The organism is Cellulomonas persica (assembly GCF_007989825.1).
GTDB classification, from domain to species: Bacteria; Actinomycetota; Actinomycetes; order Actinomycetales; family Cellulomonadaceae; genus Cellulomonas; species Cellulomonas persica.
Genome location: NZ_BJUA01000014.1, coordinates 1 through 19,401, shown reverse-complemented (window position 1 = coordinate 19,401; position 19,401 = coordinate 1). Strand labels below are relative to the sequence as shown.

The window sequence follows — 19,401 nt, the reverse complement described above, 5'->3', positions numbered from 1 at the left end:
GCCGACGAACTCGCTCGCGACCGTCCCGCGCGAGCGCTTGACCTGGAGCGCGCTCCAGGTTGCAGGCTCGTCGTCATGGAGAAGAACCGGACGGACACCCGCAGCGTCGAGCCCGTGCTCGGCGCCATGTACTTCGGCACGCGCGCCGACGACGCGCTGTCGTTCGACCTGCTCGACGCGTTCGTCGACCTCGGCGGCCGCTGGATCGACACGGCCAACTGCTACGCGTTCTGGGAGGACCCGTCGGGCGTCGGCGGGCAGAGCGAGCGCGTGCTCGGCCGCTGGTTCGCGGCACGGCCCGGGATGCGCGAGCGCGTGCGCCTCGCGACGAAGGTGCGTCACCAGCCGCTCGTGCCGCACGAGTGGCCGTCGTCGGCGGAGGGCCTGTCGGCCGACGCGATCGCACACGGGTTCGCCGCGTCGCTCGACCGGCTCGGGCTCGACTCGGTCGACCTGCTGTGGGCCCACGCCGAGGACCGGACCGTGCCGCTCGCCGAGACCGTCGAGGCGTTCGGCGCGCTCGTCGCCGACGGCCGCGTCCAGCGCCTCGGAGCCTCGAACCACGCCGCGTGGCGCGTCGAGCAGGCGCGTGCGATCGCCCGCGAGCAGGGCGTCGAGCCGTGGACGGCCGTGCAGCTGCGCTACTCGTACGTGGTCCCGCGGCCCGGCGTGACGCTGCCGGAGGGCGGTCACGTGCACGCCGAACGCGACCAGCTCGACCACGCGCGCACCGAGGGCCTCGACGTGTGGGCGTACTCGCCGCTGCTCACGGGCGCGTACGTGCGCCCCGACCGCCCGCTGTCCGAGGGCTACGACCACCCGGGCACGCACCGCCGCCTCGAGGTCCTCGCGCAGGTGTCCGACGAGCTCGGCGTCACGCGTAACCAGGTGGTCCTCGCCTGGTTGCTGGACCAGGGCGTCCAGCCGATCCTGGGCGTCAGCTCGGTCGAGCAGCTCACCGAGGCGATGGCGGCACGCGACCTCGACCTGTCGCCCGAGACGCGCGACCGCCTCAACGAGCCCGCCTGAGCACCGACGCACCGGGAAGGAGTGGCACCATGACCGCCGTGACGGGGTACGCACCGGGTGAGGTCGCCCAGCGCACGGGCCTGAGCCTGGACACGCTGCGCTACTACGAGCGGGAGGGCCTGGTCGGTCCCGTCGGGCGCTCGGCGGGCGGGCAGCGCCGGTACGACGAGGACGACGTCGCCTGGATCGGGATCGTCACGTGCCTGCGTGACGCCGGGCTCGGCATCGCGGACCTGCGCCGCTTCACCGAGCTCCTGCGCGCGGAGGCCGGCGCCGACGACCGGGTCGCGTTCCTGCGGCGGCGACGCACCGAGCTGCTCGACCAGGTCGAGCGCATCCGCGCCGCGATCGACGTCCTCGACGGCAAGATCGCCCACTACGCCACCGAGCCCTGAGCCGGGCCGGCGCGGGGGCCGGGTGCGTTCACGCGTAGGGTGTCGGCGTGGCCAAGAAGACGCAGGAGATGAAGCCGTCGACGGCGGCAGCGAAGCTCGACGTGTACCTGCCGGCGACGCCCGAGGAGTTCCGGACCGGCACGGTGACGCGCGACGAGCTCGCCGAGCTGCAGAAGAACCCGCCGCAGTGGCTGACCGACCTGCGCCGCAACGGTCCGCACCCGCGCAACGTGGTCGCCGCGCGCCTGCGGGTCTCGACGTCAGGCCTGGCGCGTGCCGGGATCACCGACCCGCTCACGACCGACGAGATCAACGCGCTGATCGCCGAGCCGCCGCAGTGGCTGGTGCGCGAGCGGCAGACGTTCGAGGAGGTGCGCCGCGAGGAGCGCCGCCTCGAGGCCCGTGAGGCCGACCGCCGCGCCGAGCAGGCGCGCCGCGAGAAGGCCTGACCGCAGCACCGGTCGCCGCCACCCCGGGTCAGGGGCTACCTCACGCGCGGCGAGAGGTCAGCGCTTGCGGCCCCTGCTGGGTCCGGGCTTGCGACCGCCGGACGTGCGCGGACCGGCGCCTCGTCGGCCGCTCCCCCCGGAACGGCCCGCTCCCTGACCGCTCGTCGCGGCCTTGCCCGAGCCCTTCGTCGTCGCCTTCGTCGAGCCCTTCGTCGAACCTTGGGCGGCACCCCGGGGTGAGGGCTTCGTCGGTGCCGGGTCGGTCGCCCCGCGGCCGCGGGACGAGCTCGCGGTGCGGCCGCGGACGATGCCGATGAGCTCCTCGGTGAGGTCGTCGTAGGCCTCGGTGAGCCATGCGAGGCCGACCGCCGAGCCGGGCGCGTCGACCACGGGTCGCGTGGTGACACCGCGGCGCAGGTGCAGGCGGGCCACGGAGTGGGGTGCCACGAGCACCGCGTGGCCCGCGGCGACGAGGTCGACCGCGTCGCTCGTCGTCGCGACCGTCCCTGCGAACCGGTCGCCGGGCGCGTCGGTCCAGCGCAGCACGTCGTCGTCCGGGACGACCAGCGTCTCGTCGGCGAGGTCGGCGGCCGTGATCTCCTCGGCGGCGGTGAACAGGTGGTCCTTCGGGACGACGACGACCGTCGCCTCGGTGTACATCGGGATCGCGTCGATGCCGTCCCGGTCGACGGGCAGCCGCAGGATGCTCGCGGCGACGTCACCCGACCGCAGCGCGGCGACCGCGTCCGCCGCGGCGACGGGCACGAGCTCGAGCGTGTGGTCGCGGATCCGCTCCTTCCAGACACGCGCCCACCGGTCAGGGTTGACGCCGGGGACCATGCCGAGGCGGAACGCTGCCCCCGGGCTGTCGGGAGCCTGCGCGGGGTCCTGCTCGCTCATGCCGTGCGCCTCGCGATCACGTCGGTGGAAGGGCGGCCGGTCGCGATCGCGCGGGCCTCGAACTTGGTGACCGGGCGGTGCGGCGGACGGGGGACGGGACCGGCCGAGGCCAGACCCTCGTCGGCCGCGAGCACCTCGACCATCTGCTCGGCGTACGGGGCCCAGTCCGTCGCGACGTGCAGCGTGCCGCCCGGGCGCAGCCGCGAGCGCAGCAGCGCGACGTGCTCGGGCTGGATCAGCCGGCGCTTGTGGTGGCGGGCCTTGGGCCACGGGTCGGGGAAGAACGCGTGCACCGCGTCGAGGCTGTCCGGCGGCAGCGCATGGCGAGCGAGCTCGAGCGCGTCACCGTGCGCGACGCGCAGGTTCGTCAGGCCGAGGCGTTCGACGAGCAGGAGCAGGTTCGCCAGGCCGGGCAGGTGCACCTCGACGGCGAGGTAGTCGCGGTCCGGGTCGGCCTGCGCCATCGCGGCGGTCGTCTCACCCATGCCCGGGCCGATCTCGAGCACGAGCGGCGCGCGCCGGCCGAACAGCGCGGCGGTGTCCAGCAGGCCGTCGGACGTGCGGGGGAAGGGCGCAGCCTCGTCGTGGACCGAGAAGCCGAACCGGGGGAACAGGCGGGTCAGCGCGTCGCTGCGGTCCCGGCCGAGCGCGGCGCGGCGCGGGTGGAACGTGCGCAACGGCTCGTGCGGGCGCGCGGCCTCGTGGCGGAACGCGTCGGACGGCTGGCTCACGAGCAGCAGCCTACGGACCCCGCGCGGCCCGGTCGTCGCGTCGCTACAGTCGGCAGCATGCCGCAGACGGGCGGCGAACCCGCCTCCGTGCCACCGCGCGACCTGGTGCGCCTCACGGCCTTGGGGGCGCTCGTCGGCCTCCCCGCCGGGTTGGTCGCGTTCGCGTTCATCGGGGTCGTGCACGAGCTCGAGACGTGGCTGTGGGTGGACCTGCCTGCGCGGCTGGGGGCCGACGCCCCGCCCTGGTACCTGGTGCTCGGCCTGCCCGTGCTGGGCGGGTTCCTCGCGTACCTCGCGCGCATGCTCCCCGGCGACGGCGGGGAGCCGCCCATCCACGGCCTGAGCATGGGGGAGACGCCGCGGCCCAGGCACGCGTGGGGCGTCGCGCTCGCGGCGCTCGCGACCCTGCCGTTCGGGATCGTGCTCGGCCCGGAGGCGCCGCTCATCGCGCTCGGCGCGATCGTCGGGACGTGGGTCACCTCGTGGGCGCGCCTCGACCGGCGCGCGGGCGTCGTGGTCGCGACCGCCGGGTCCGGGGCGGCGATGTCGACGCTGTTCGGCGGGCCGCTCGTCGCGGGCCTCATGCTCCTGGAGGGCGGCGTCGGCGCCGGTGCGCTCGTCATCCCGCTGCTCGTGCCCGCGCTGGTGTCCGCGGCGGTCGCGTACACGCTCGTGACGGGCCTGGGGACGTGGACGGGCCTGTCGGTGGCCGGGCTCGCGCTGCCCGGGCTGCCGGTGTACGAGACCGTCCTGCTGCGTGACCTGCTCGTCGCGCTGCTCGTCGGGATGCTGGCCGCGGTCGTCGCACGGCTCGTGCGGCACGCGGCGACCACGTTGGCGGGTCTCGAACCCCGGCTGGGCCGGGCGCCGCTGCTGCTCGCGGGTGGCCTCGCGGTGGGCGTGCTCGCGCTCGTCGCGCGCGCGCTCGGCGCGGACTCGCAGGCCGTGCTGTTCTCCGGTCAGTCGGCGATCCCGGAGCTCGTGGCGAGTCGGTCCGCGCTCGTCGTGCTCGTCGTGCTCGTCGCGAAGGTGCTGGGCTACGCCGTCAGCCTGGGCGCCGGGTTCCGTGGCGGACCGATCTTCCCGGCGATCTTCATGGGCGTCGCGTTCGCGTCGTTCGGGATCGTGGCGTTCGACATGTCGCCGACGGTCGCGATCGCGATCGGCGCCGGCGCGGGGATGACCGCGATGACGCGCATGGTCGTGGCGCCCGTGCTCTTCGCCGCGCTGCTCGTCGGCCGGCCGGGGCTCGACGCGGTCCCTGTCGCGGTGGTCGCGACGGCCGCGGCCTGGCTCACGTCCGCCGTGCTCGACCACCGCGAGCTGCACGGTCGGCGTCCGGTCGACGCGGACGAGGCGGCCACCGCGATCGCCCCGGCCGGGACGGCGCTGCCTGCTCCCGTGCTGCCGCCGCACGCCCCGGACGCCGTCGCCCCGGAACCCGGGGCGCCGGTGGACCGGCCCGACGAGGAGCGCGGATGACCGAGCCGCGAGACACCCGACCCGCACCCGACGAGCTCGGCGGGCTCACGGCACTGCAGGCGTCCGACGACGGGCGCGGCGAGTCGGGGCTCACCGTCGTGCTCGCGTTCGGCGCCAACCTGCTGGTCGCGATCGCCAAGACCGCCGCCGCGATGATCACCGGGGCCGCCTCGATGCTCGCCGAGGCCGCACACTCGTGGGCGGACGCGGGCAACGAGGTCTTCCTGCTCATCGCGCAGCGCAAGGCCGCGCGTCCCGCAGACCGCACGCACCCGCTCGGCTACGGCCGCGAGGTGTACGTGTGGTCGATGTTCGCCGCGATCGGGCTGTTCGCGGTCGGGGCGGGGGTGTCCATCACGCACGGGATCTCCGAGCTCCGGCACGGCGAGCCCGCGAGCGACTTCGGCGTCGCGTACGCGGTGCTGGGCCTCGCGTTCGTCCTCGAGGGCGTCTCGTTCCTGCAGGCCGACCGGCAGGTGCGGGCGGCGGCACGACGACGCGAGAGCGGCGTGCTCGAGCACGTCCTGCTCACCTCCGACCCCACGGTCCGCGCGGTGTTCTTCGAGGACGCCGCCGCGCTCGTCGGCATCGTCATCGCCGCCGGCGGGATCGCGGCGCACCAGGTCACGGGGTCCGCCGTGCCCGACGCGATCGGTTCGATCCTCGTCGGCGTGCTGCTCGGGGTGGTCGCTGTGGTGCTCATCGAGCGCAACAGGCGGTTCCTCGTCGGGCAGGTGGTCGACGACCGGCTGTGGAACTCCGCGCTCGCGCTCGTGGCCGCGCAGCCCGAGGTCGCGCGCGTGACCGACCTGCGCCTCGAGCTCGTCGGTGCACGGCAGGTGTTCCTGTCCGGTGCGGTCGACCTCACCGGCGAGCCGGGGGAGACCGTCGCGTCGCACCAGCTCGCCGCGCTCGAGCGCCGCATGCGCGACGTCCCGGGCGTCGTCGGCGCGATCCTGTCGCTCTCCGAGCCCGAGGAGCCGGCGCTGACGCCGCGGCCCGTCCGCCGCTGAACGGACGACCGCGGCTGTCCTCAGCGCGTCCCGGTCGGTGAATCCGCAGGTCATCGACGCATTCCGACATGTGGCACCGCTCTCGCCGGCACGTCGCGAATCGTTACAGTCCGGACATCCGCGCCGGATCCTGCGCGAACGACCGACGTGCCCTGGACCCGCCCCCGGGTCGCCCGACCCGAACGCGCCGCTCCAGCCGGCCGCCGACGAGAGGTAGCCCATGCCCCTGACCACGTCCGTGGCCACCACCGCAGCGGCCGCAGCGCCGCTCACCCGCGCCCGCCGCGCGCTGCTCGCCCTGACCGCGGCCGTCGCGCTGCTCGTCACCGGGCTCGTCGTGCCCGCCCGCGCGGCCGACCCGCTCGACATCACCGGGCGCGTCGCCTTCCCGTCCGGGTACACGTACTCCGCCGCGGCGCCCCCACGGTTCGAGGTGCGGTACCCGGCCACTGCCACCACCACCGAGGCGGTGCGCTACCCGGTCCTGTACGTCACGGTCGCGGCCGACGGGACGTTCACCGTCCCCGGCACCCGGCTGCAGTCGACGCGCCAGTACTACCTCGTGCTCGAGGACGGTCAGCAGAAGCTGGTCAGCGGGTACGTGACGGCCTCCGGCGGGATCGCGCAGCAGCACCCGGGCGGCGCGCTGTTCTCCCCGGGTCGCACGGGCGTCGTCGTCACCGCCACGATCGGCCAGCAGATCACCGGCCGCATCGTGCTGCCGAGCGGGTACACCGCGGACCCCGACCGGCCGCTGAGCCTGTACGCGAACGTCGGCAAGCCGTACGACGGCGCGGAGCGGTGGACCTACGGCAAGGTCGCGTCCGACGGCACGTTCACCGTGGGCGGCTTCCCGTCGGGCCAGGAGGTCCGGATCTCGGTCCTCGACCCGCAGGAGAAGCTGTACGACGGGGCCTGGAACCCCTCCGACGGGTACTTCTCGCCGTCCCGGCTGAAGGCGGGCACGGTCACCGCTCCCGCGAGCGGGCTGGTGCTGCGCCCCAACCTGGCCGGCAGCATCTCCGGGCGGGTCGTGGCGGACGCGGCGATCCTCGCCAACGCCTCCGTCTCGCTGGACGCGGTCGTCGACACGTCCGGCATCAAGGAGGGCGTTTCGCACTACGCGGCTTCCGACGGCACGTTCACCATCCCGGACCTCGACACGGGCCGCTCGTACGCGATCAGCATGTTCAGCTTCGGGCCGCTGCAGTCCGGGGCGCTGCGTGCCGACGGCGAGTGGTCCCCGTTCGCGCGCGATGACGCGGGCTTCGCCGCCACCTGGTCGAGCCTCAGCAAGATCCGCCCGACGACCACGGGCGTCGTCCTGCGCCCGACGGCCACCGTCGGCGTGCGCGGCTTCGTGACCGTCCCCGACGGCTTCCAGTTCGACCGCTGGGACCCGGACGCCGCGAAGGTCCAGCTGTGGCGGCGCGGCACGGACGGGGTCTGGGCGCCGACCGACGACAGACTGGTCGAACCGAACGGCTGGTTCTCGCTGGCGGCCTTCAACGAGTCGGAGCGCACCGAGGACCACCTGCTGTACTTCCAGCCGAACGCAGCGGCGAACGCGACGAACGCGCGGTTCACTGCCGGTTTCTGGACGGGGAACACCACGCCGCTGACGGGCGACCCGGCGAAGGCCAAGGTCGTCAAGCACACGACCGGCGTCGACGTGCGGATCCCGCTGCTGGTGAGCAACCTGACGAAGCCGACGATCTCGGGGACGGCGCACGTCGGCAGGACCCTGACCGCGACCACGGGCACGTGGGACCCCGCGTCCGCCACGACGAGCTACCAGTGGCTGCGTGACGGCACGGTCATCAGCGGGGCGGCGTCGAGGACGTACAGGCTCACGGCGGCGGACGGCGGGACCAGGGTCTCGGTGCGCGTGACCGGCGAGGGCGGCACGGGTTGGCTGTCGACGACGGTGACGTCGTCGAGCGTGAGCGTGGTCAAGCCGATCACGAACGTCACGCGCGCGACGATCTCCGGGACGTTCGCCTACGGCCGGACGCTGACGGTGAGCACGGGCACGTGGTCGCCCACGGCGTCGAGCACGAGGATCCAGTGGCTGCGCGGCGGAGTCGCGATCTCCGGGGCGACCTCGAGGACCTACACGGTCACGAAGGCGGACATCGGCGCGACGATCACCGCGCGCGTCACGGCACGCGGGGCGGACGGCAGCGAGGCGACGTCGACGACCACGGGCAGGAAGGTCGGCAGGGTGACGCCGACGGTCAAGGTCACGGCTCCCTCGGTCAAGGCAGGCGCCCCGGTCAAGGTGACGGTCACGGTCACGTCGGGCCCGGTCGCCCGACCGCTCGGGACCGTGAAGGTGACCATCGGCTCGACCTCGACCAGCGTGACGCTCAAGGCGTCGCACGCCGGGAAGATCACCGTCACCCTGCCGTCGAAGGCCAAGGGCTCGTACACGGTCACCGCGACCTACACGCCGACCGGGACCTCGGCGACCTACCTGCTCAAGCGGACCTCGTCGGGCGTGACCCTCAAGGTCACCTGACGCCGACCGGTCCGGACGTGGGCCCGCCGTCGCTCGCCTCGTCGGGCGGCGCGGGCACCGCGTCCGGACCGGTGCCGCGCACCCACCGGCCCACGGGCCCGTCGTCGCACGCGCACGCGTGCCCGATCGCCATCGCGGCGACGACGACGAACGACAGCGCGAACAGCCAGCCCAGGTAGGCGAACACGACACCCAGCACACCGAACTGACGCGCGCCGGCCGTCAGCGCGAGCGGCAGGTAGACCGACCCGGCCTGGCCGAGCAGCGCCATCCCGATCCCGGTCAGCACCCCGGTCACCACGACCGGGCGGCGCGGGAGCTGGCGCCGTAGCAGGAGCTGGGGGACCAGCGTCCACACCAGCGACCAGATCAGCGCCTGCACCGCGAGCTGTGTGATCCCGCGCCACGACGCGGTGACCACGTCCCGCGTGAACGCGACGATCGACGTGGCGAGCGCGACCGCCAGCACCGTCGCCAGCCAGCGCCACGCGTTGCGCACCCCCGGGCGTCGCGCGCCCCAGACGCGCACGTAGATCCGCTCGAGCGCCCGAGCGAACGACGTCGCGGACAGCAGTGCGACGAGCAGGCCCAGGATCCCGATCGCGCTGGCGACCTCGCTCGAGTCGGGCACGGAACCCGCGAGCGCGTCGCGTGTCTCGGGCGACAGGCCGAGCGTGCTCGCGACGTGGCTCCCGACGCCGTCGCTGTTCGGCCGCAGCGCGGCGGTCACGAGCAGGAGGGGCACGATCGACGTGAACGCCTGCGCGGCGAGCGTCATGGCGCGGTCGAACAGCTCGATCGCGACGAGCTCGCGCGCGATCCGTTCGAGCAGCCGACCGGTCGCGGTGCCACGGACGTCCACCCAGCGGCGCAGACCCCAGGCGCGGGCCGCCCCGACCTGTCGTGCGAGCCCGCCCGCCACCGCCTACCCCCGTGCGGGGACGTGCTCGTCGAGGAACCGCACCACCTCGGCCAGGTAGCGCTCGCGGGCGGGGCTCGGGGACAGGGCCAGGTCGTGCGCACCGCCCGGGACGACGACGAGCGTGACGTCCGGTCCGAGCAGCGGCGCCCGTGCGGCGATCTGGTCGACGTCGAGCACGGAGTCGGTGGTGAGCACCGCGTCGTGCTCGCGGTCGTCGGGACCGGTGGCGTCCGACGTCAGCACGAGCACCGGCTCGGTGATGTCGAGGCCCCGGCCGACCCGCGCGTGGCCCTGGCGGATCGCGCGGGCGAACGAGGCCCGCGCCGGGAAGCCCTCGTGCGGCTTCCACGCGAGGTCGAACTCCCACTCGCCGCCCGACGTCGCGTGCAGCGCGCGCCCGTAGTGCGGCTGGACGCGGCCGACGACGAGGTCGGGCGCGACCGCGGCGAGCGGGCCGAGCGCGTGCGTGACGACGTGCCGCTCGAACCACGAGCCGCGCAGGTCGAGCCACGGGGAGTTCAGGACGACCGCGTCGACGACGCCTGGACGCGCGTCGGCCCACAACGCCGCGACGAGGCCGCCGGTCGAGTGGCCGAGGAGCGCGACGTGGTCGTGGTCCTCGCGCAGCAGGGCGACCGCGGCGTCGATCTCCTGGGCGTAGGTCGCGAGCTCGCGCGTGTGGTTGGCCGGGCGTCCGGGCCGGATCGAGCGCCCGTAGTCGCGCAGCTCGAGCGCGTACAGGTCCCAGCCCGCGGCGTCGAGCGCGTCCGCGACGTGGGGGTGGAAGAAGTAGTCGACGAACCCGTGCACGTAGAGCACGGCCCGACGATGCCGCGCGGGCCGGTGCACGAGCGTCGCGACGGGGTCGACGCCCTCGCGGGCCGTCTCCGCGTCGGGCGGCAGGTGCAGCGTCCGCGCCACCCACGGCTCCCCGAGCAGGTCGGGCTGCTCGTCGTCCCAGCCGGTCGCCCCTGTGCGGGCGGCGTCGCCCGTTGCGTCACCCATGCGGGCATCGTCGCACCTCGTGCCGCGATCGGTCGCACTTCCGCTCGCTGAGCGAGCGCCGCCCCACCTCTCGCCGCCGACGGGTGGACTTCCGCTCGCTGAGCGAGCGCAACCCCACCCGCTCCGGCTCGCGTGCGGGCGAGCCGGAGCGGTCCTGCTACGCGACCGGCGTCAGCGCGTGGGCCGGGCGGGCAGCGAGCAGGCCCTGGCCGGCGACGTCGTGCGCGAGAGTCGTGATGCGCACCGCGCGGGTCTCGTCGACCTCGACCGTGGTGACCGAGGCGTTCGGCAGGGCGACGAGGCCGATCGGCTCGAGCGTCGCCAGGTACGCGCCCAGGGCCAGGCCGTGGCCGACGACGAGCACGTGCTCGTCCGTGCCGAGGTGCCGCTCGACGATCCGTGCGAACACGCTCGTCGTGCGTGCCATGAAGTCCCGCGCGTGCTCGCCGCCCGGCAGCCCGGGATGCGTCCCGTCGAGCACGCCGGCGACGAGCACCGGCCACGCCACCACCGCGTCGAGGCTCTCCTCGGGCCGCCGCTCGAAGCTCCCGAAGTGGTACTCGCGTAGGTCGGCGTCGGTGCGCAGCCGGACGTCCTCGTGGTGCCGCAGGAGCTCGACCGCCGTGCTGACCGCCCGCCCGGAGGGCGACGACCATGCCGCGGTGAACGGCGTGGTCGCGAGGTGCCGCGCCGTGGTGCGGACGCCCGCGCGGCCGTCGCGCGTGAGCGGGGAGTCGCAGCGGCCCTGCAGGACGCGGCGCGCGTTGAAGTGGGTCCGCCCGTGCCGCACGAGCGTGAGAGTGAGGGTCATCGTCGCCCTTTCGTCGTCTGGTGCTCGCGACGCTACGGGCGTGAGGTGACCGGCCGACGACGGTCAGGCGTCGTGTGGGCGACGACTCGGCGTCAGCGCTGGGCCAGGGCCGCGTCGATGAGGACCTCCGCGGCGCGGTGGGCGACCTCGGCGGAGTCGCCGCAGCCCGCGATCGCCGCGGTCGTCTGGGCGCCCTCGGCGAGGAGGGCGAGCTGCGCACCGAGCGTCTCGTCGGCGCCGGCGTCCCGGGCGAGGCGGGCGACGTAGTCCTGGAAGGCCTGCTTGTGCGCGCGCGTCGCGGCGGCGACGGACGGTGACGTGGCGCCGAGCTCGCCGAAGGCGTTGATGAAGCCGCAGCCGCGGAACGAGTCGTCGGCGAACCAGTCCTCGAGGAAGTCGAACACCGCGAGCAGCCGGGCGCGCGGCTCGTCGGCCTGCTCGACCGCCCGGGCGAGCCCGGTCTCCCACTGCTCGCGACGCCAGTCGAGGACGGCGAGCACGAGCTGCTCCTTGCCGGGGAACTCGGCGTAGAGGCGCTTGAGCGAGACACCCGCGGCGCCGCGCACCTCGTCCATGCCCACCGCCTGGATGCCGCGCGCGTAGAACAGCTCGGCCGCGGCGGTGACGACCCGCTCGCGTGGCTCGAGGGCCGCCGGCTCGGCTGCCGTGCTCGTCATGATCGATGCCCTTCTTGTCCGGATCCAGAGCAGTTCGCCCTCAGGTCTTGCGGTGAGAACGATCGTTCTCTACTGTAGTCCACATCGGCGGAGAACGAGCGTTCTCCCGGACTGGAGAAGAGGGGCACCATGGGTCGCATCAAGGTCGGGACCGAGAACTCGGTCGACATCGAGCTGCACTACGAGGACAAGGGGACGGGTCAGCCCGTCGTGCTCATCCACGGCTTCCCGCTCGACGGCAACTCGTGGGAGGGCCAGACCGCCGCGCTCCTCGACGCCGGGTACCGGGTCGTGACGTACGACCGCCGCGGGTTCGGCCAGTCGAGCCAGCCGTCGGTCGGGTACGACTACGACACGTTCGCCGCGGACCTCAACACGGTCCTGGAGACGCTCGACCTCCACGACGTCGTGCTCGTCGGCTTCTCGATGGGCACGGGAGAGGTCGGTCGCTACCTCGGGACGTACGGCTCGGCGCGCGTCGCGAAGGCCGCCTTCCTCGGCTCGCTCGAGCCGTACCTGACGAAGACGGACGACCACCCGGACGGGGCCGCGCCCGCCGAGTTCTTCGAGGGCATCGCGGCGGACGTCCGCAAGGACCGGTACGCCTACTTCACCAGCTTCTACCAGGACTTCTTCAACCTGGACGAGAACCTGGGCTCGCGCATCAGCGAGGAGCAGGTGCGGCACGCCTGGGACGTCGCCGCCGGCTCGGGCTCGGTCGCCTCGGCCGCCGCGCCGCTCACGTGGGGCACGGACTTCCGCGCCGACATCCCCAAGATCGACGTGCCCGCGCTGATCCTGCACGGCACGGCCGACCGCATCCTGCCGATCGACGCGACCGCCCGCCAGTTCGCCAAGGCGCTGCCCGACGCCACCTACGTCGAGATCGAGGGTGCGCCGCACGGCCTGCTGACGACGCACACGGCCGAGGTCAATGAGGCGCTGCTGAGCTTCCTGGCGGGCTGACGACGCCGGTTGGCAGACGGGTGGGGCGGGTGGACGTACCCGCCCCACCCGTCTGCCACCGGCACGACGACGAGGCGTCCTACCCCCTGTGGGACGGCTCGTCGTCTTTCACCGTCCGGGTGCGGTGCGCTGCGCCGGTTCCGCGCGAGCGGCGCAGCGCCGCCTCCCGGACGACGTCTCAGGCCGCCCGGCAGGTGACCGTCGCGCCGGCGCCGTCGCCGACGCCCTGGAACCCGAAGGTCGCGCTCTGCCCCGCACCGAGCGTGCCGTTCCACGGTGCGTTGGTGATGGTCGGAGACCCGCCCGGGCCGGACTGCACACCGTTCCACGTGTTGCTCGCGGTCGCGCCGTTCGCGAGCGTGACCTGCACGACCCAGCCGGTCAGCGACTGGCCGGCCTTGACGTCCACCTGCGCGACGAAGCCTCCGGGCCACTGGTTGGCCACCGCGTAGGTCGCGGTGCAGCCGCCGCCCGTCGGGGGCGGGTCGCTCGGCGTGGCGGTCGGCGTCGGGGTGGGCGTCGGGGTGGGCGTCGGAGTCGGAGTGGGGGTCGGCGTCGGGGTGGGCGTCGGCGTCGGGTCGACGATGGACAGGTTCTTGCGCTGGACCGACCACTGGGCGCCGTTCGCGCACAGCCCGCAGCCCTGGTCGACGAACACGCGGCCCGCGCTGACGTCGCCCTTGAGCTGCCACTTGAGCCACAGCACGGCCGCGCGGCCGAACTCGCCGCCGTTCTGCTGGTCGTACGTGCCGCCGTGGCCGACGTTGAGGTTGCCCATGAACGCCGGCAGCCCGGAGGGCAGCTTGCCCCAGTCGTCGATCGCGTTCGGGTAGGCGATGTCGCTCGGGCCGCCGATGATGTACGCGATCGGGTGGTCGAGCCGGCGCAGCTGGTAGTCGTCGCCGTCGTTGAGCAGCCCGCTGCTGAAGATCATCGTCGTCGACACACGCGCGTCGCCGGACACCGCGTAGGCCTCCAGGCCGCCGCACGAGAAGCCCGCCACGGCGATCTTGCTCGTGTCGATCCGGTCGCGCAGCGGGCTGCCGCTGCGCGAGTTCTCGGCGACGGCCCAGTCGATGGCCTGCGTGAGCATCGCCGAGTTCGTCGAGCCCGAGCCGTTCGGCCTGCCGGTGGAGATCGCGAGGAAGCCGTGCGAGGCGATCTCGCGCAGGAAGTTGTAGGCGGACGTGCCGTTGGCGGAGCACGCGCCGTTGCCCCACACGAAGACCGGCAGCTTCGCCGACGGCAGGTTCAACGGCCGGTAGATCGTGTGGTTGGGCAGCGAGCTCGACGTCTCGTAGTCCGCCGGGTACGGGCCGGAGCCGCCCGCCGCGGCCGAGGCCGGAGCGGCGGTCAAGGTCGTCACGAGCAGGGCCGCGGCGAGCGCGGCGCCGATCGCGCCGGCGGCCGCTCGCAGCGCCCGTACGGGTCGTCTCATGGTGCAACCTCCCAGGTGGTGGGGTCCGCGTGCAGCGTCGGCGGCGGCTCTGCACGCCGACATGGGCTGCGCGCCTCCACGGTCGCGAGAGCGCCGCCGGGTGTCGAGCGGATCGGCTCTCCTTCGATGAAGAAAATCGATTCGCACGCGGCGCTGGTCGGCTCGGGGCGGGGTGCAGGAGGCTCGTGCGGGTCGGCGCGACCGCCGCCCGGGGCGCGCCGGCGGCGCGACGGTGGCACGGTGGGAGCGCGGGCCGGATGAAGTTGAGCGGAATAGACTCAACTTTGTCGCGTTGAGACGAGCAGCACTGCAGAATCGTCGATGCGCGAGTCGTTCGCACAAGGAGGTCACGTGGACGCGAAGTTCACCACCCGCTCGCAGGAGGCTCTCGGGAGCGCCTTCCAGTCCGCGAGCGCCGCCGGCAACCCCCAGCTCGAGCCGGCGCACATCCTGGACGCCCTGCTCCAGCAGGAGGGCGGCGTCGCCAACGGCCTGCTCGACGCCGTGGGCGCCGACCGGGCGGCGCTGGGCCGGGCGGTGCGCGGCATCCTGGTCAACCTGCCGTCGTCGTCGGGCTCGACCGTGAGCCAGCCACCGGCGTCGCGCCAGACGACCGCCGCGCTGCTCGCCGCGAACGACGAGGCGCGCACGCTGGGCGACGACTACGTCTCCACCGAGCACCTGCTGATCGGCCTCGCGGCGGGTCAGTCCGGTGTCGCGGACGCGCTGCGCGCCGCGGGGGCCTCGCGCGACGCGCTGCTCGCGGCGCTGCCGAGCGTGCGCGGCAACGGCCGCGTGACGTCGGCGAACCCCGAGGGCACCTACAAGGCGCTCGAGAAGTACGGCCTCGACCTCACGCAGCGTGCCGCCGAGGGCAAGCTCGACCCCGTGATCGGGCGCGACGCCGAGATCCGCCGCGTCGTGCAGGTCCTCTCGCGCCGCACCAAGAACAACCCCGTGCTCATCGGCGAGCCCGGTGTCGGCAAGACCGCCGTCGTCGAGGGGCTCGCCCAGCGGATCGTCGCCGGCGACGTGCCGCAGTCGCTGCGCGGCAAGAAGCTCGTCGCGCTCGACCTCGCGTCGATGGTCGCGGGCGCCAAGTACCGCGGTGAGTTCGAGGAGCGGTTCAAGGCCGTCCTCGAGGAGATCACCGCCTCCGACGGTGAGGTCGTCACGTTCATCGACGAGCTCCACACGGTCGTCGGCGCGGGTGCCGGCGGCGAGGGCGCGATGGACGCGGGCAACATGCTCAAGCCGATGCTTGCGCGCGGCGAGCTGCGCCTCGTCGGCGCGACCACGCTCGACGAGTACCGCGAGCACATCGAGAAGGACCCCGCGCTCGAGCGGCGGTTCCAGCAGGTCTACGTCGGTGAGCCGTCGGTCGAGGACACCGTCGCGATCCTGCGCGGCCTCAAGGAGCGGTACGAGGCGCACCACAAGGTGACGATCTCGGACGCAGCCCTGGTGGCCGCAGCCGCGCTGTCCGACCGGTACATCACCGGGCGCCAGCTCCCCGACAAGGCGATCGACCTCGTCGACGAGGCCGCCTCGCGCCTGCGCATGGAGCTCGACTCGTCGCCCATCGAGATCGACGAGCTGCAGCGTGCCGTGACGCGCCTCGAGATGGAGGAGGTCGTCCTGTCCGAGTCGGACGACCCCGCCTCGCTCGACCGGCTCGAGCGGCTGCGCAAGGACCTCGCGGACCGTCGCGAGGAGCTCGCGGCGCTCAACGCCCGGTGGGAGAAGGAGAAGGCCGGCCACAACCTCGTCGGTGACCTCAAGGCCCGCCTCGACGCGCTGCGCTCCGACGCCGAGCGGCTGCAGCGCGAGGGCGAGCTCGAGAAGGCCGCGCGCATCCTGTACGGCGAGATCCCCACGCTCGAGCGGCAGATCGCCGACGCCGAGGCCAGCGAGAGCGAGCAGGACGTCGTCGACGGCCCGCCGATGATCGCCGAGAAGGTCGGGCCCGACGAGATCGCCGAGGTCGTCTCGGCGTGGACCGGCATCCCCGCCGGCCGCATGCTCGAGGGGGAGACCGCCAAGCTCCTGCGCATGGAGGAGGTGCTCGGTGAGCGCCTGATCGGCCAGACGAAGGCCGTCGCTGCGGTCTCCGACGCCGTCCGGCGCGCCCGCGCGGGCATCTCCGACCCGGACCGTCCCACCGGCTCGTTCCTCTTCCTCGGCCCCACGGGCGTCGGCAAGACCGAGCTCGCGAAGGCGCTCGCGGACTTCCTGTTCGACGACGAGCGCGCGATGGTCCGGATCGACATGTCGGAGTACGCCGAGAAGCACTCGGTCGCGCGGCTCGTCGGCGCCCCTCCCGGGTACGTCGGCTACGAGGAGGGCGGCCAGCTCACCGAGGCCGTGCGGCGACGCCCGTACTCCGTGGTCCTGCTCGACGAGGTCGAGAAGGCCCACCCCGAGGTGTTCGACGTGCTGCTGCAGGTGCTCGACGACGGGCGCCTGACCGACGGCCAGGGACGCACGGTCGACTTCCGCAACGTGATCCTCATCCTCACGTCGAACCTCGGCTCGCAGTTCCTCGTCGACCCGATGCTGTCCGAGACCGAGAAGCGCGAGGCCGTGATGGGTGCGGTGCGCTCGTCGTTCAAGCCCGAGTTCCTCAACCGGCTCGACGACGTGGTGCTGTTCGACCCGCTCTCGCTCGAGCAGATCGGCTACATCGTCGACCTGCAGGTCGAGCTGCTCGCCAAGCGGCTGCAGGACCGCCGCCTCACGCTCGAGGTCAGCCCGGCCGCCCGCGAGTGGCTCGCGATCGAGGGCTACGACCCGGCGTACGGCGCCCGCCCGCTGCGCCGTCTCGTCCAGCGCGAGATCGGCGACAACCTGGCCCGCGCCCTGCTGTCCGGCCAGATCCACGACGGCCAGACGGTCGTCGTCGACCGCGGAGAGACGGGCCTGACCATCACGGGCGCCTGACCGCGCCGGCTCGCCACGGCACCGAGGGTTCGGTCCTCGGTGCCGTGGCGCATCTGTGCCCGTCCGAGGGTCGGATCAGGGGGTTGACCTGGGCGCGTGCGAGAGTGTGGGCGTGACGTTGCGACTGCCTGAGCCCCGGTTTCCCGACCCGCGTGATGCGCCCGTGCTGCGGTGGGGGGTGCTCGCGCCGGGGTGGATCGCCGGGCACTTCGTCGGGTCGCTGAAGCGGCACACGAACCAGCGCGTGGTCGCGGTCGCGAGCCGGGACGCGTCGCGCGCGCAGGCGTTCGCCGACGAGTTCGGGGTCGAGCGCGCGCTGTCGTCGTACGACGAGCTCGTGAACGATCCCGAGGTCGACGTCGTCTACGTCGCGAGCCCGCACAGCCACCACCCGGACCAGGCGCTCGCGGCGATCGCGGCGGGCAAGCACGTGCTCGTCGAGAAGCCGATGGCGCGCAACGCGGCCGAGGCGCGCGCGATCGTCGAGGCGGCGCGCGCGGCGGGGGTCTTCGCGATGGAGGCCATGTGGACGCGGTACCTGCCGCACATCGACGTGCTGCGCCAGGTGCTCGAGGGCGGCACGATCGGTCAGCCGCGCTGGGTGACCGGCTCGTTCGCGACGCGCACGGTCGTGCCGGACACGCACCGGCTCATGGACCCGGCGCTCGCGGGCGGGGTGCTGCTCGACATCGGCATCTACCCGCTGTCGTTCGCCTCCTTCGTCGCGACGACGACCGGTCTGCCGGCCGCGCCCACGGACCTGCAGGTCATGGGCTCGCTCGCGCCGACGGGCGTCGACGCGCAGGTCGCGTTCCAGGTCGCGTACCCGGGCCTGCAGGCACAGCTGTTCACCTCGATGCTCACGCCCGCGGACGACGCAGCGCGCGTGCACGGTGAGGCGGGCTGGGTCGCCACGGGTCCGCAGTTCCGCGGCCCGACGAGCGTGCACCTGCACGTGGGCGACGAGACCGCGACGTGGGACGACAACCGCATCGAGGACCTCGACGGACTGTGCTTCCAGGCCGCAGCGCTCGCGCGCTACGTGGACGCCGGGCTCACCGAGTCGCCGCTGCACCCGCTGGACGAGGTGGTCACCGTGCTGGAGACGGCCGACGAGATCCGTCGCCGCCTCGGGGTGGTCTACCCGGGGGAGTGACCGGGGTCAGTCCGCGAGGTCGAGCACGACGGGCACGTGGTCGGACGGCTGCTTGCCCTTGCGCTCGTCGCGCTCGATCGTCACGCCCGTGACGCGCGCGGCGAGCGCGGGGGAGGCGTAGGTGAGGTCGATGCGCATGCCCTTGTTCTTGGGGAAGCGCAGCTGCTGGTAGTCCCAGTACGTGTAGGTGTGCTCGGCGGGCACGTGCACGCGTGAGACCTCGGTGTAGCCGACCTCGGCGATGGCCGTGAACGCGTCGCGCTCGGCGGGCGTGACGTGCGTGCGGCCCGCGAACCACGCGGGGTCCCACACGTCGGTGTCGAGCGGGGCGATGTTCCAGTCGCCGACGAGCGCGACCTGGGCTGCGGGGTCGTCGGCGAGCCACCCGGCGGCGGCGTCGCGCAGGCGTGCGAGCCAGTCGAGCTTGTAGACGTAGTGCGGGTCGTCGATCTCGCGGCCGTTCGGCACGTACAGGCTCCACACGCGCACGCCGCCCGCGGTGACGCCGATCGCGCGCGCCTCGGCGGCCGCCGGGTCACCCCACGTCGGCATGCCGGGGAAGCCGATCTCGACGTCGTCGATCCCGAGGCGGGACACCACGGCCACACCGTTCCACTGGCTGTAGCCGACGTGCGCGACCTCGTAGCCGAGCGCCTCGAACGCCTCGTGCGGGAACTGCTCGTCCTTGCACTTGGTCTCCTGCAGCGCGAGCACGTCGACGCCGGACCGCTCCAGGAACGCCACCGCCCGTTCGGTACGGGCACGGATCGAGTTGATGTTCCAGGTGGCGACGCGCATGGCGGGAGGTTACCCGCGGCCGTCCACAGGTCCCGCACCGATCCCGTGTGCGCACCGATACCGGACATGTAGGGTTTCGGTGTCTGTACCGAAACTAGGGAGTTGGGCGCATGAGCGCGCACGGTGCCACGGCGGTCGCCACGAAGGCGACGAGCCACGACGAGGCTC

17 protein-coding genes are annotated in these 19,401 nt (G+C 73.6%); 9 read left to right on the top strand and 8 right to left on the bottom strand.

Going from position 1 to position 19,401, the window contains the following annotated elements:
* The first annotated feature begins 75 nt into the window (after positions 1-75).
* The 3 genes from CPE01_RS13180 (at position 76) to CPE01_RS13170 (ending at position 1,873) form a co-directional block, all read left to right on the top strand.
* Positions 76-1,029, top strand: a complete 954-nt coding sequence (locus CPE01_RS13180) for an aldo/keto reductase (protein WP_222592927.1) — start codon at positions 76-78, stop codon at positions 1,027-1,029.
* A 29-nt stretch (positions 1,030-1,058) separates the two neighbouring features.
* Positions 1,059-1,424, top strand: a complete 366-nt coding sequence (locus CPE01_RS13175; RefSeq protein ID WP_146807286.1) for a MerR family transcriptional regulator — start codon at positions 1,059-1,061, stop codon at positions 1,422-1,424.
* A gap of 68 nt (positions 1,425-1,492) precedes the next feature.
* Positions 1,493-1,873 (top strand): DUF5997 family protein, encoded by a 381-nt coding sequence (locus CPE01_RS13170; protein ID WP_146807328.1) that lies wholly within the window; start codon positions 1,493-1,495, stop codon positions 1,871-1,873.
* A gap of 57 nt (positions 1,874-1,930) precedes the next feature.
* Here the strand turns inward: CPE01_RS13170 and CPE01_RS13165 are convergent, their stop codons facing one another.
* A complete protein-coding gene (locus tag CPE01_RS13165; RefSeq protein ID WP_146807285.1) occupies positions 1,931-2,773 on the bottom strand; it encodes a LysR family transcriptional regulator substrate-binding protein in 843 nt (280 codons plus the stop codon).
* Positions 2,770-3,504, bottom strand: coding sequence for a tRNA (guanosine(46)-N7)-methyltransferase TrmB (trmB, locus tag CPE01_RS13160; protein ID WP_146807284.1), 735 nt, complete (start codon positions 3,502-3,504; stop codon positions 2,770-2,772). Before trmB ends, CPE01_RS13165 begins: the two co-directional genes overlap by 4 nt.
* A 57-nt stretch (positions 3,505-3,561) precedes the next feature.
* On the opposite strand from trmB, the gene CPE01_RS13155 reads away from it, so the two are divergent.
* The 3 genes from CPE01_RS13155 to CPE01_RS13145 all read left to right on the top strand — a co-directional run bounded on the left by CPE01_RS13155 (position 3,562) and on the right by CPE01_RS13145 (position 8,520).
* Positions 3,562-4,986, top strand: a complete 1,425-nt coding sequence (locus CPE01_RS13155; protein ID WP_146807283.1) for a chloride channel protein — start codon at positions 3,562-3,564, stop codon at positions 4,984-4,986.
* On the top strand, positions 4,983-5,999 hold the full coding sequence (locus CPE01_RS13150) for a cation diffusion facilitator family transporter (protein ID WP_146807282.1): 1,017 nt from the start codon (positions 4,983-4,985) through the stop codon (positions 5,997-5,999). Before CPE01_RS13155 ends, CPE01_RS13150 begins: the two co-directional genes overlap by 4 nt.
* 220 nt (positions 6,000-6,219) lie before the next feature.
* On the top strand, positions 6,220-8,520 hold the full coding sequence (locus CPE01_RS13145) for an Ig-like domain repeat protein (RefSeq protein ID WP_146807281.1): 2,301 nt from the start codon (positions 6,220-6,222) through the stop codon (positions 8,518-8,520).
* Here the strand turns inward: CPE01_RS13145 and CPE01_RS13140 are convergent.
* The 4 genes from CPE01_RS13140 to CPE01_RS13125 form a co-directional block, all read right to left on the bottom strand.
* A complete protein-coding gene (locus CPE01_RS13140; protein WP_186811540.1) occupies positions 8,513-9,382 on the bottom strand; it encodes a YhjD/YihY/BrkB family envelope integrity protein in 870 nt (289 codons plus the stop codon). The genes CPE01_RS13145 and CPE01_RS13140 overlap by 8 nt on opposite strands.
* A 63-nt stretch (positions 9,383-9,445) precedes the next feature.
* A complete protein-coding gene (locus CPE01_RS13135; protein WP_146807279.1) occupies positions 9,446-10,447 on the bottom strand; it encodes an alpha/beta hydrolase in 1,002 nt (333 codons plus the stop codon).
* A gap of 157 nt (positions 10,448-10,604) precedes the next feature.
* Positions 10,605-11,258: a histidine phosphatase family protein gene (locus CPE01_RS13130; protein ID WP_146807278.1), complete on the bottom strand. Its 654-nt coding sequence runs from the start codon at positions 11,256-11,258 to the stop codon at positions 10,605-10,607.
* 92 nt (positions 11,259-11,350) lie between these two features.
* Positions 11,351-11,935, bottom strand: coding sequence for a TetR/AcrR family transcriptional regulator (locus CPE01_RS13125; RefSeq protein WP_146807277.1), 585 nt, complete (start codon positions 11,933-11,935; stop codon positions 11,351-11,353).
* 129 nt (positions 11,936-12,064) lie between these two features.
* Between CPE01_RS13125 and CPE01_RS13120 the strand changes: the two genes are divergently transcribed.
* Positions 12,065-12,901: an alpha/beta fold hydrolase gene (locus CPE01_RS13120; protein ID WP_146807276.1), complete on the top strand. Its 837-nt coding sequence runs from the start codon at positions 12,065-12,067 to the stop codon at positions 12,899-12,901.
* A 178-nt stretch (positions 12,902-13,079) separates the two neighbouring features.
* Here CPE01_RS13120 and CPE01_RS13115 read toward each other — a convergent pair whose 3' ends face one another.
* Positions 13,080-14,339 (bottom strand): cellulose binding domain-containing protein, encoded by a 1,260-nt coding sequence (locus CPE01_RS13115; RefSeq protein WP_146807275.1) that lies wholly within the window; start codon positions 14,337-14,339, stop codon positions 13,080-13,082.
* A gap of 351 nt (positions 14,340-14,690) precedes the next feature.
* Between CPE01_RS13115 and clpB the strand changes: the two genes are divergently transcribed.
* Both clpB and CPE01_RS13105 read left to right on the top strand, forming a co-directional pair.
* Positions 14,691-17,279, top strand: a complete 2,589-nt coding sequence (gene clpB / locus CPE01_RS13110; RefSeq protein ID WP_146807274.1) for an ATP-dependent chaperone ClpB — start codon at positions 14,691-14,693, stop codon at positions 17,277-17,279.
* 112 nt (positions 17,280-17,391) lie between these two features.
* Positions 17,392-18,435: a Gfo/Idh/MocA family protein gene (locus CPE01_RS13105; protein WP_146807273.1), complete on the top strand. Its 1,044-nt coding sequence runs from the start codon at positions 17,392-17,394 to the stop codon at positions 18,433-18,435.
* 6 nt (positions 18,436-18,441) lie between these two features.
* Here the strand turns inward: CPE01_RS13105 and CPE01_RS13100 are convergent, their stop codons facing one another.
* Positions 18,442-19,233 (bottom strand): exodeoxyribonuclease III, encoded by a 792-nt coding sequence (locus CPE01_RS13100; protein WP_146807272.1) that lies wholly within the window; start codon positions 19,231-19,233, stop codon positions 18,442-18,444.
* Positions 19,234-19,401: the final 168 nt, after the last annotated feature.

Excerpts from the sequence above, each read along its gene's own strand:
- CPE01_RS13165 (WP_146807285.1), bottom strand. The coding sequence starts at position 2,773 with ATGAGCGAGCAGGACCCCGCGCAGGCTCCCGACAGCCCGGGGGCAGCG.
- CPE01_RS13155 (WP_146807283.1), top strand. The coding sequence starts at position 3,562 with ATGCCGCAGACGGGCGGCGAACCCGCCTCCGTGCCACCGCGCGACCTG.
- CPE01_RS13135 (WP_146807279.1), bottom strand. The coding sequence starts at position 10,447 with ATGGGTGACGCAACGGGCGACGCCGCCCGCACAGGGGCGACCGGCTGG.
- CPE01_RS13170 (WP_146807328.1), top strand. The coding sequence starts at position 1,493 with ATGAAGCCGTCGACGGCGGCAGCGAAGCTCGACGTGTACCTGCCGGCG.
- CPE01_RS13145 (WP_146807281.1), top strand. The coding sequence starts at position 6,220 with ATGCCCCTGACCACGTCCGTGGCCACCACCGCAGCGGCCGCAGCGCCG.
- CPE01_RS13175 (WP_146807286.1), top strand. The coding sequence starts at position 1,059 with ATGACCGCCGTGACGGGGTACGCACCGGGTGAGGTCGCCCAGCGCACG.
- CPE01_RS13130 (WP_146807278.1), bottom strand. The coding sequence starts at position 11,258 with ATGACCCTCACTCTCACGCTCGTGCGGCACGGGCGGACCCACTTCAAC.
- CPE01_RS13100 (WP_146807272.1), bottom strand. The coding sequence starts at position 19,233 with ATGCGCGTCGCCACCTGGAACATCAACTCGATCCGTGCCCGTACCGAA.
- CPE01_RS13180 (WP_222592927.1), top strand. The coding sequence starts at position 76 with ATGGAGAAGAACCGGACGGACACCCGCAGCGTCGAGCCCGTGCTCGGC.
- CPE01_RS13120 (WP_146807276.1), top strand. The coding sequence starts at position 12,065 with ATGGGTCGCATCAAGGTCGGGACCGAGAACTCGGTCGACATCGAGCTG.
- CPE01_RS13150 (WP_146807282.1), top strand. The coding sequence starts at position 4,983 with ATGACCGAGCCGCGAGACACCCGACCCGCACCCGACGAGCTCGGCGGG.
- CPE01_RS13115 (WP_146807275.1), bottom strand. The coding sequence starts at position 14,339 with ATGAGACGACCCGTACGGGCGCTGCGAGCGGCCGCCGGCGCGATCGGC.
- CPE01_RS13125 (WP_146807277.1), bottom strand. The coding sequence starts at position 11,935 with ATGACGAGCACGGCAGCCGAGCCGGCGGCCCTCGAGCCACGCGAGCGG.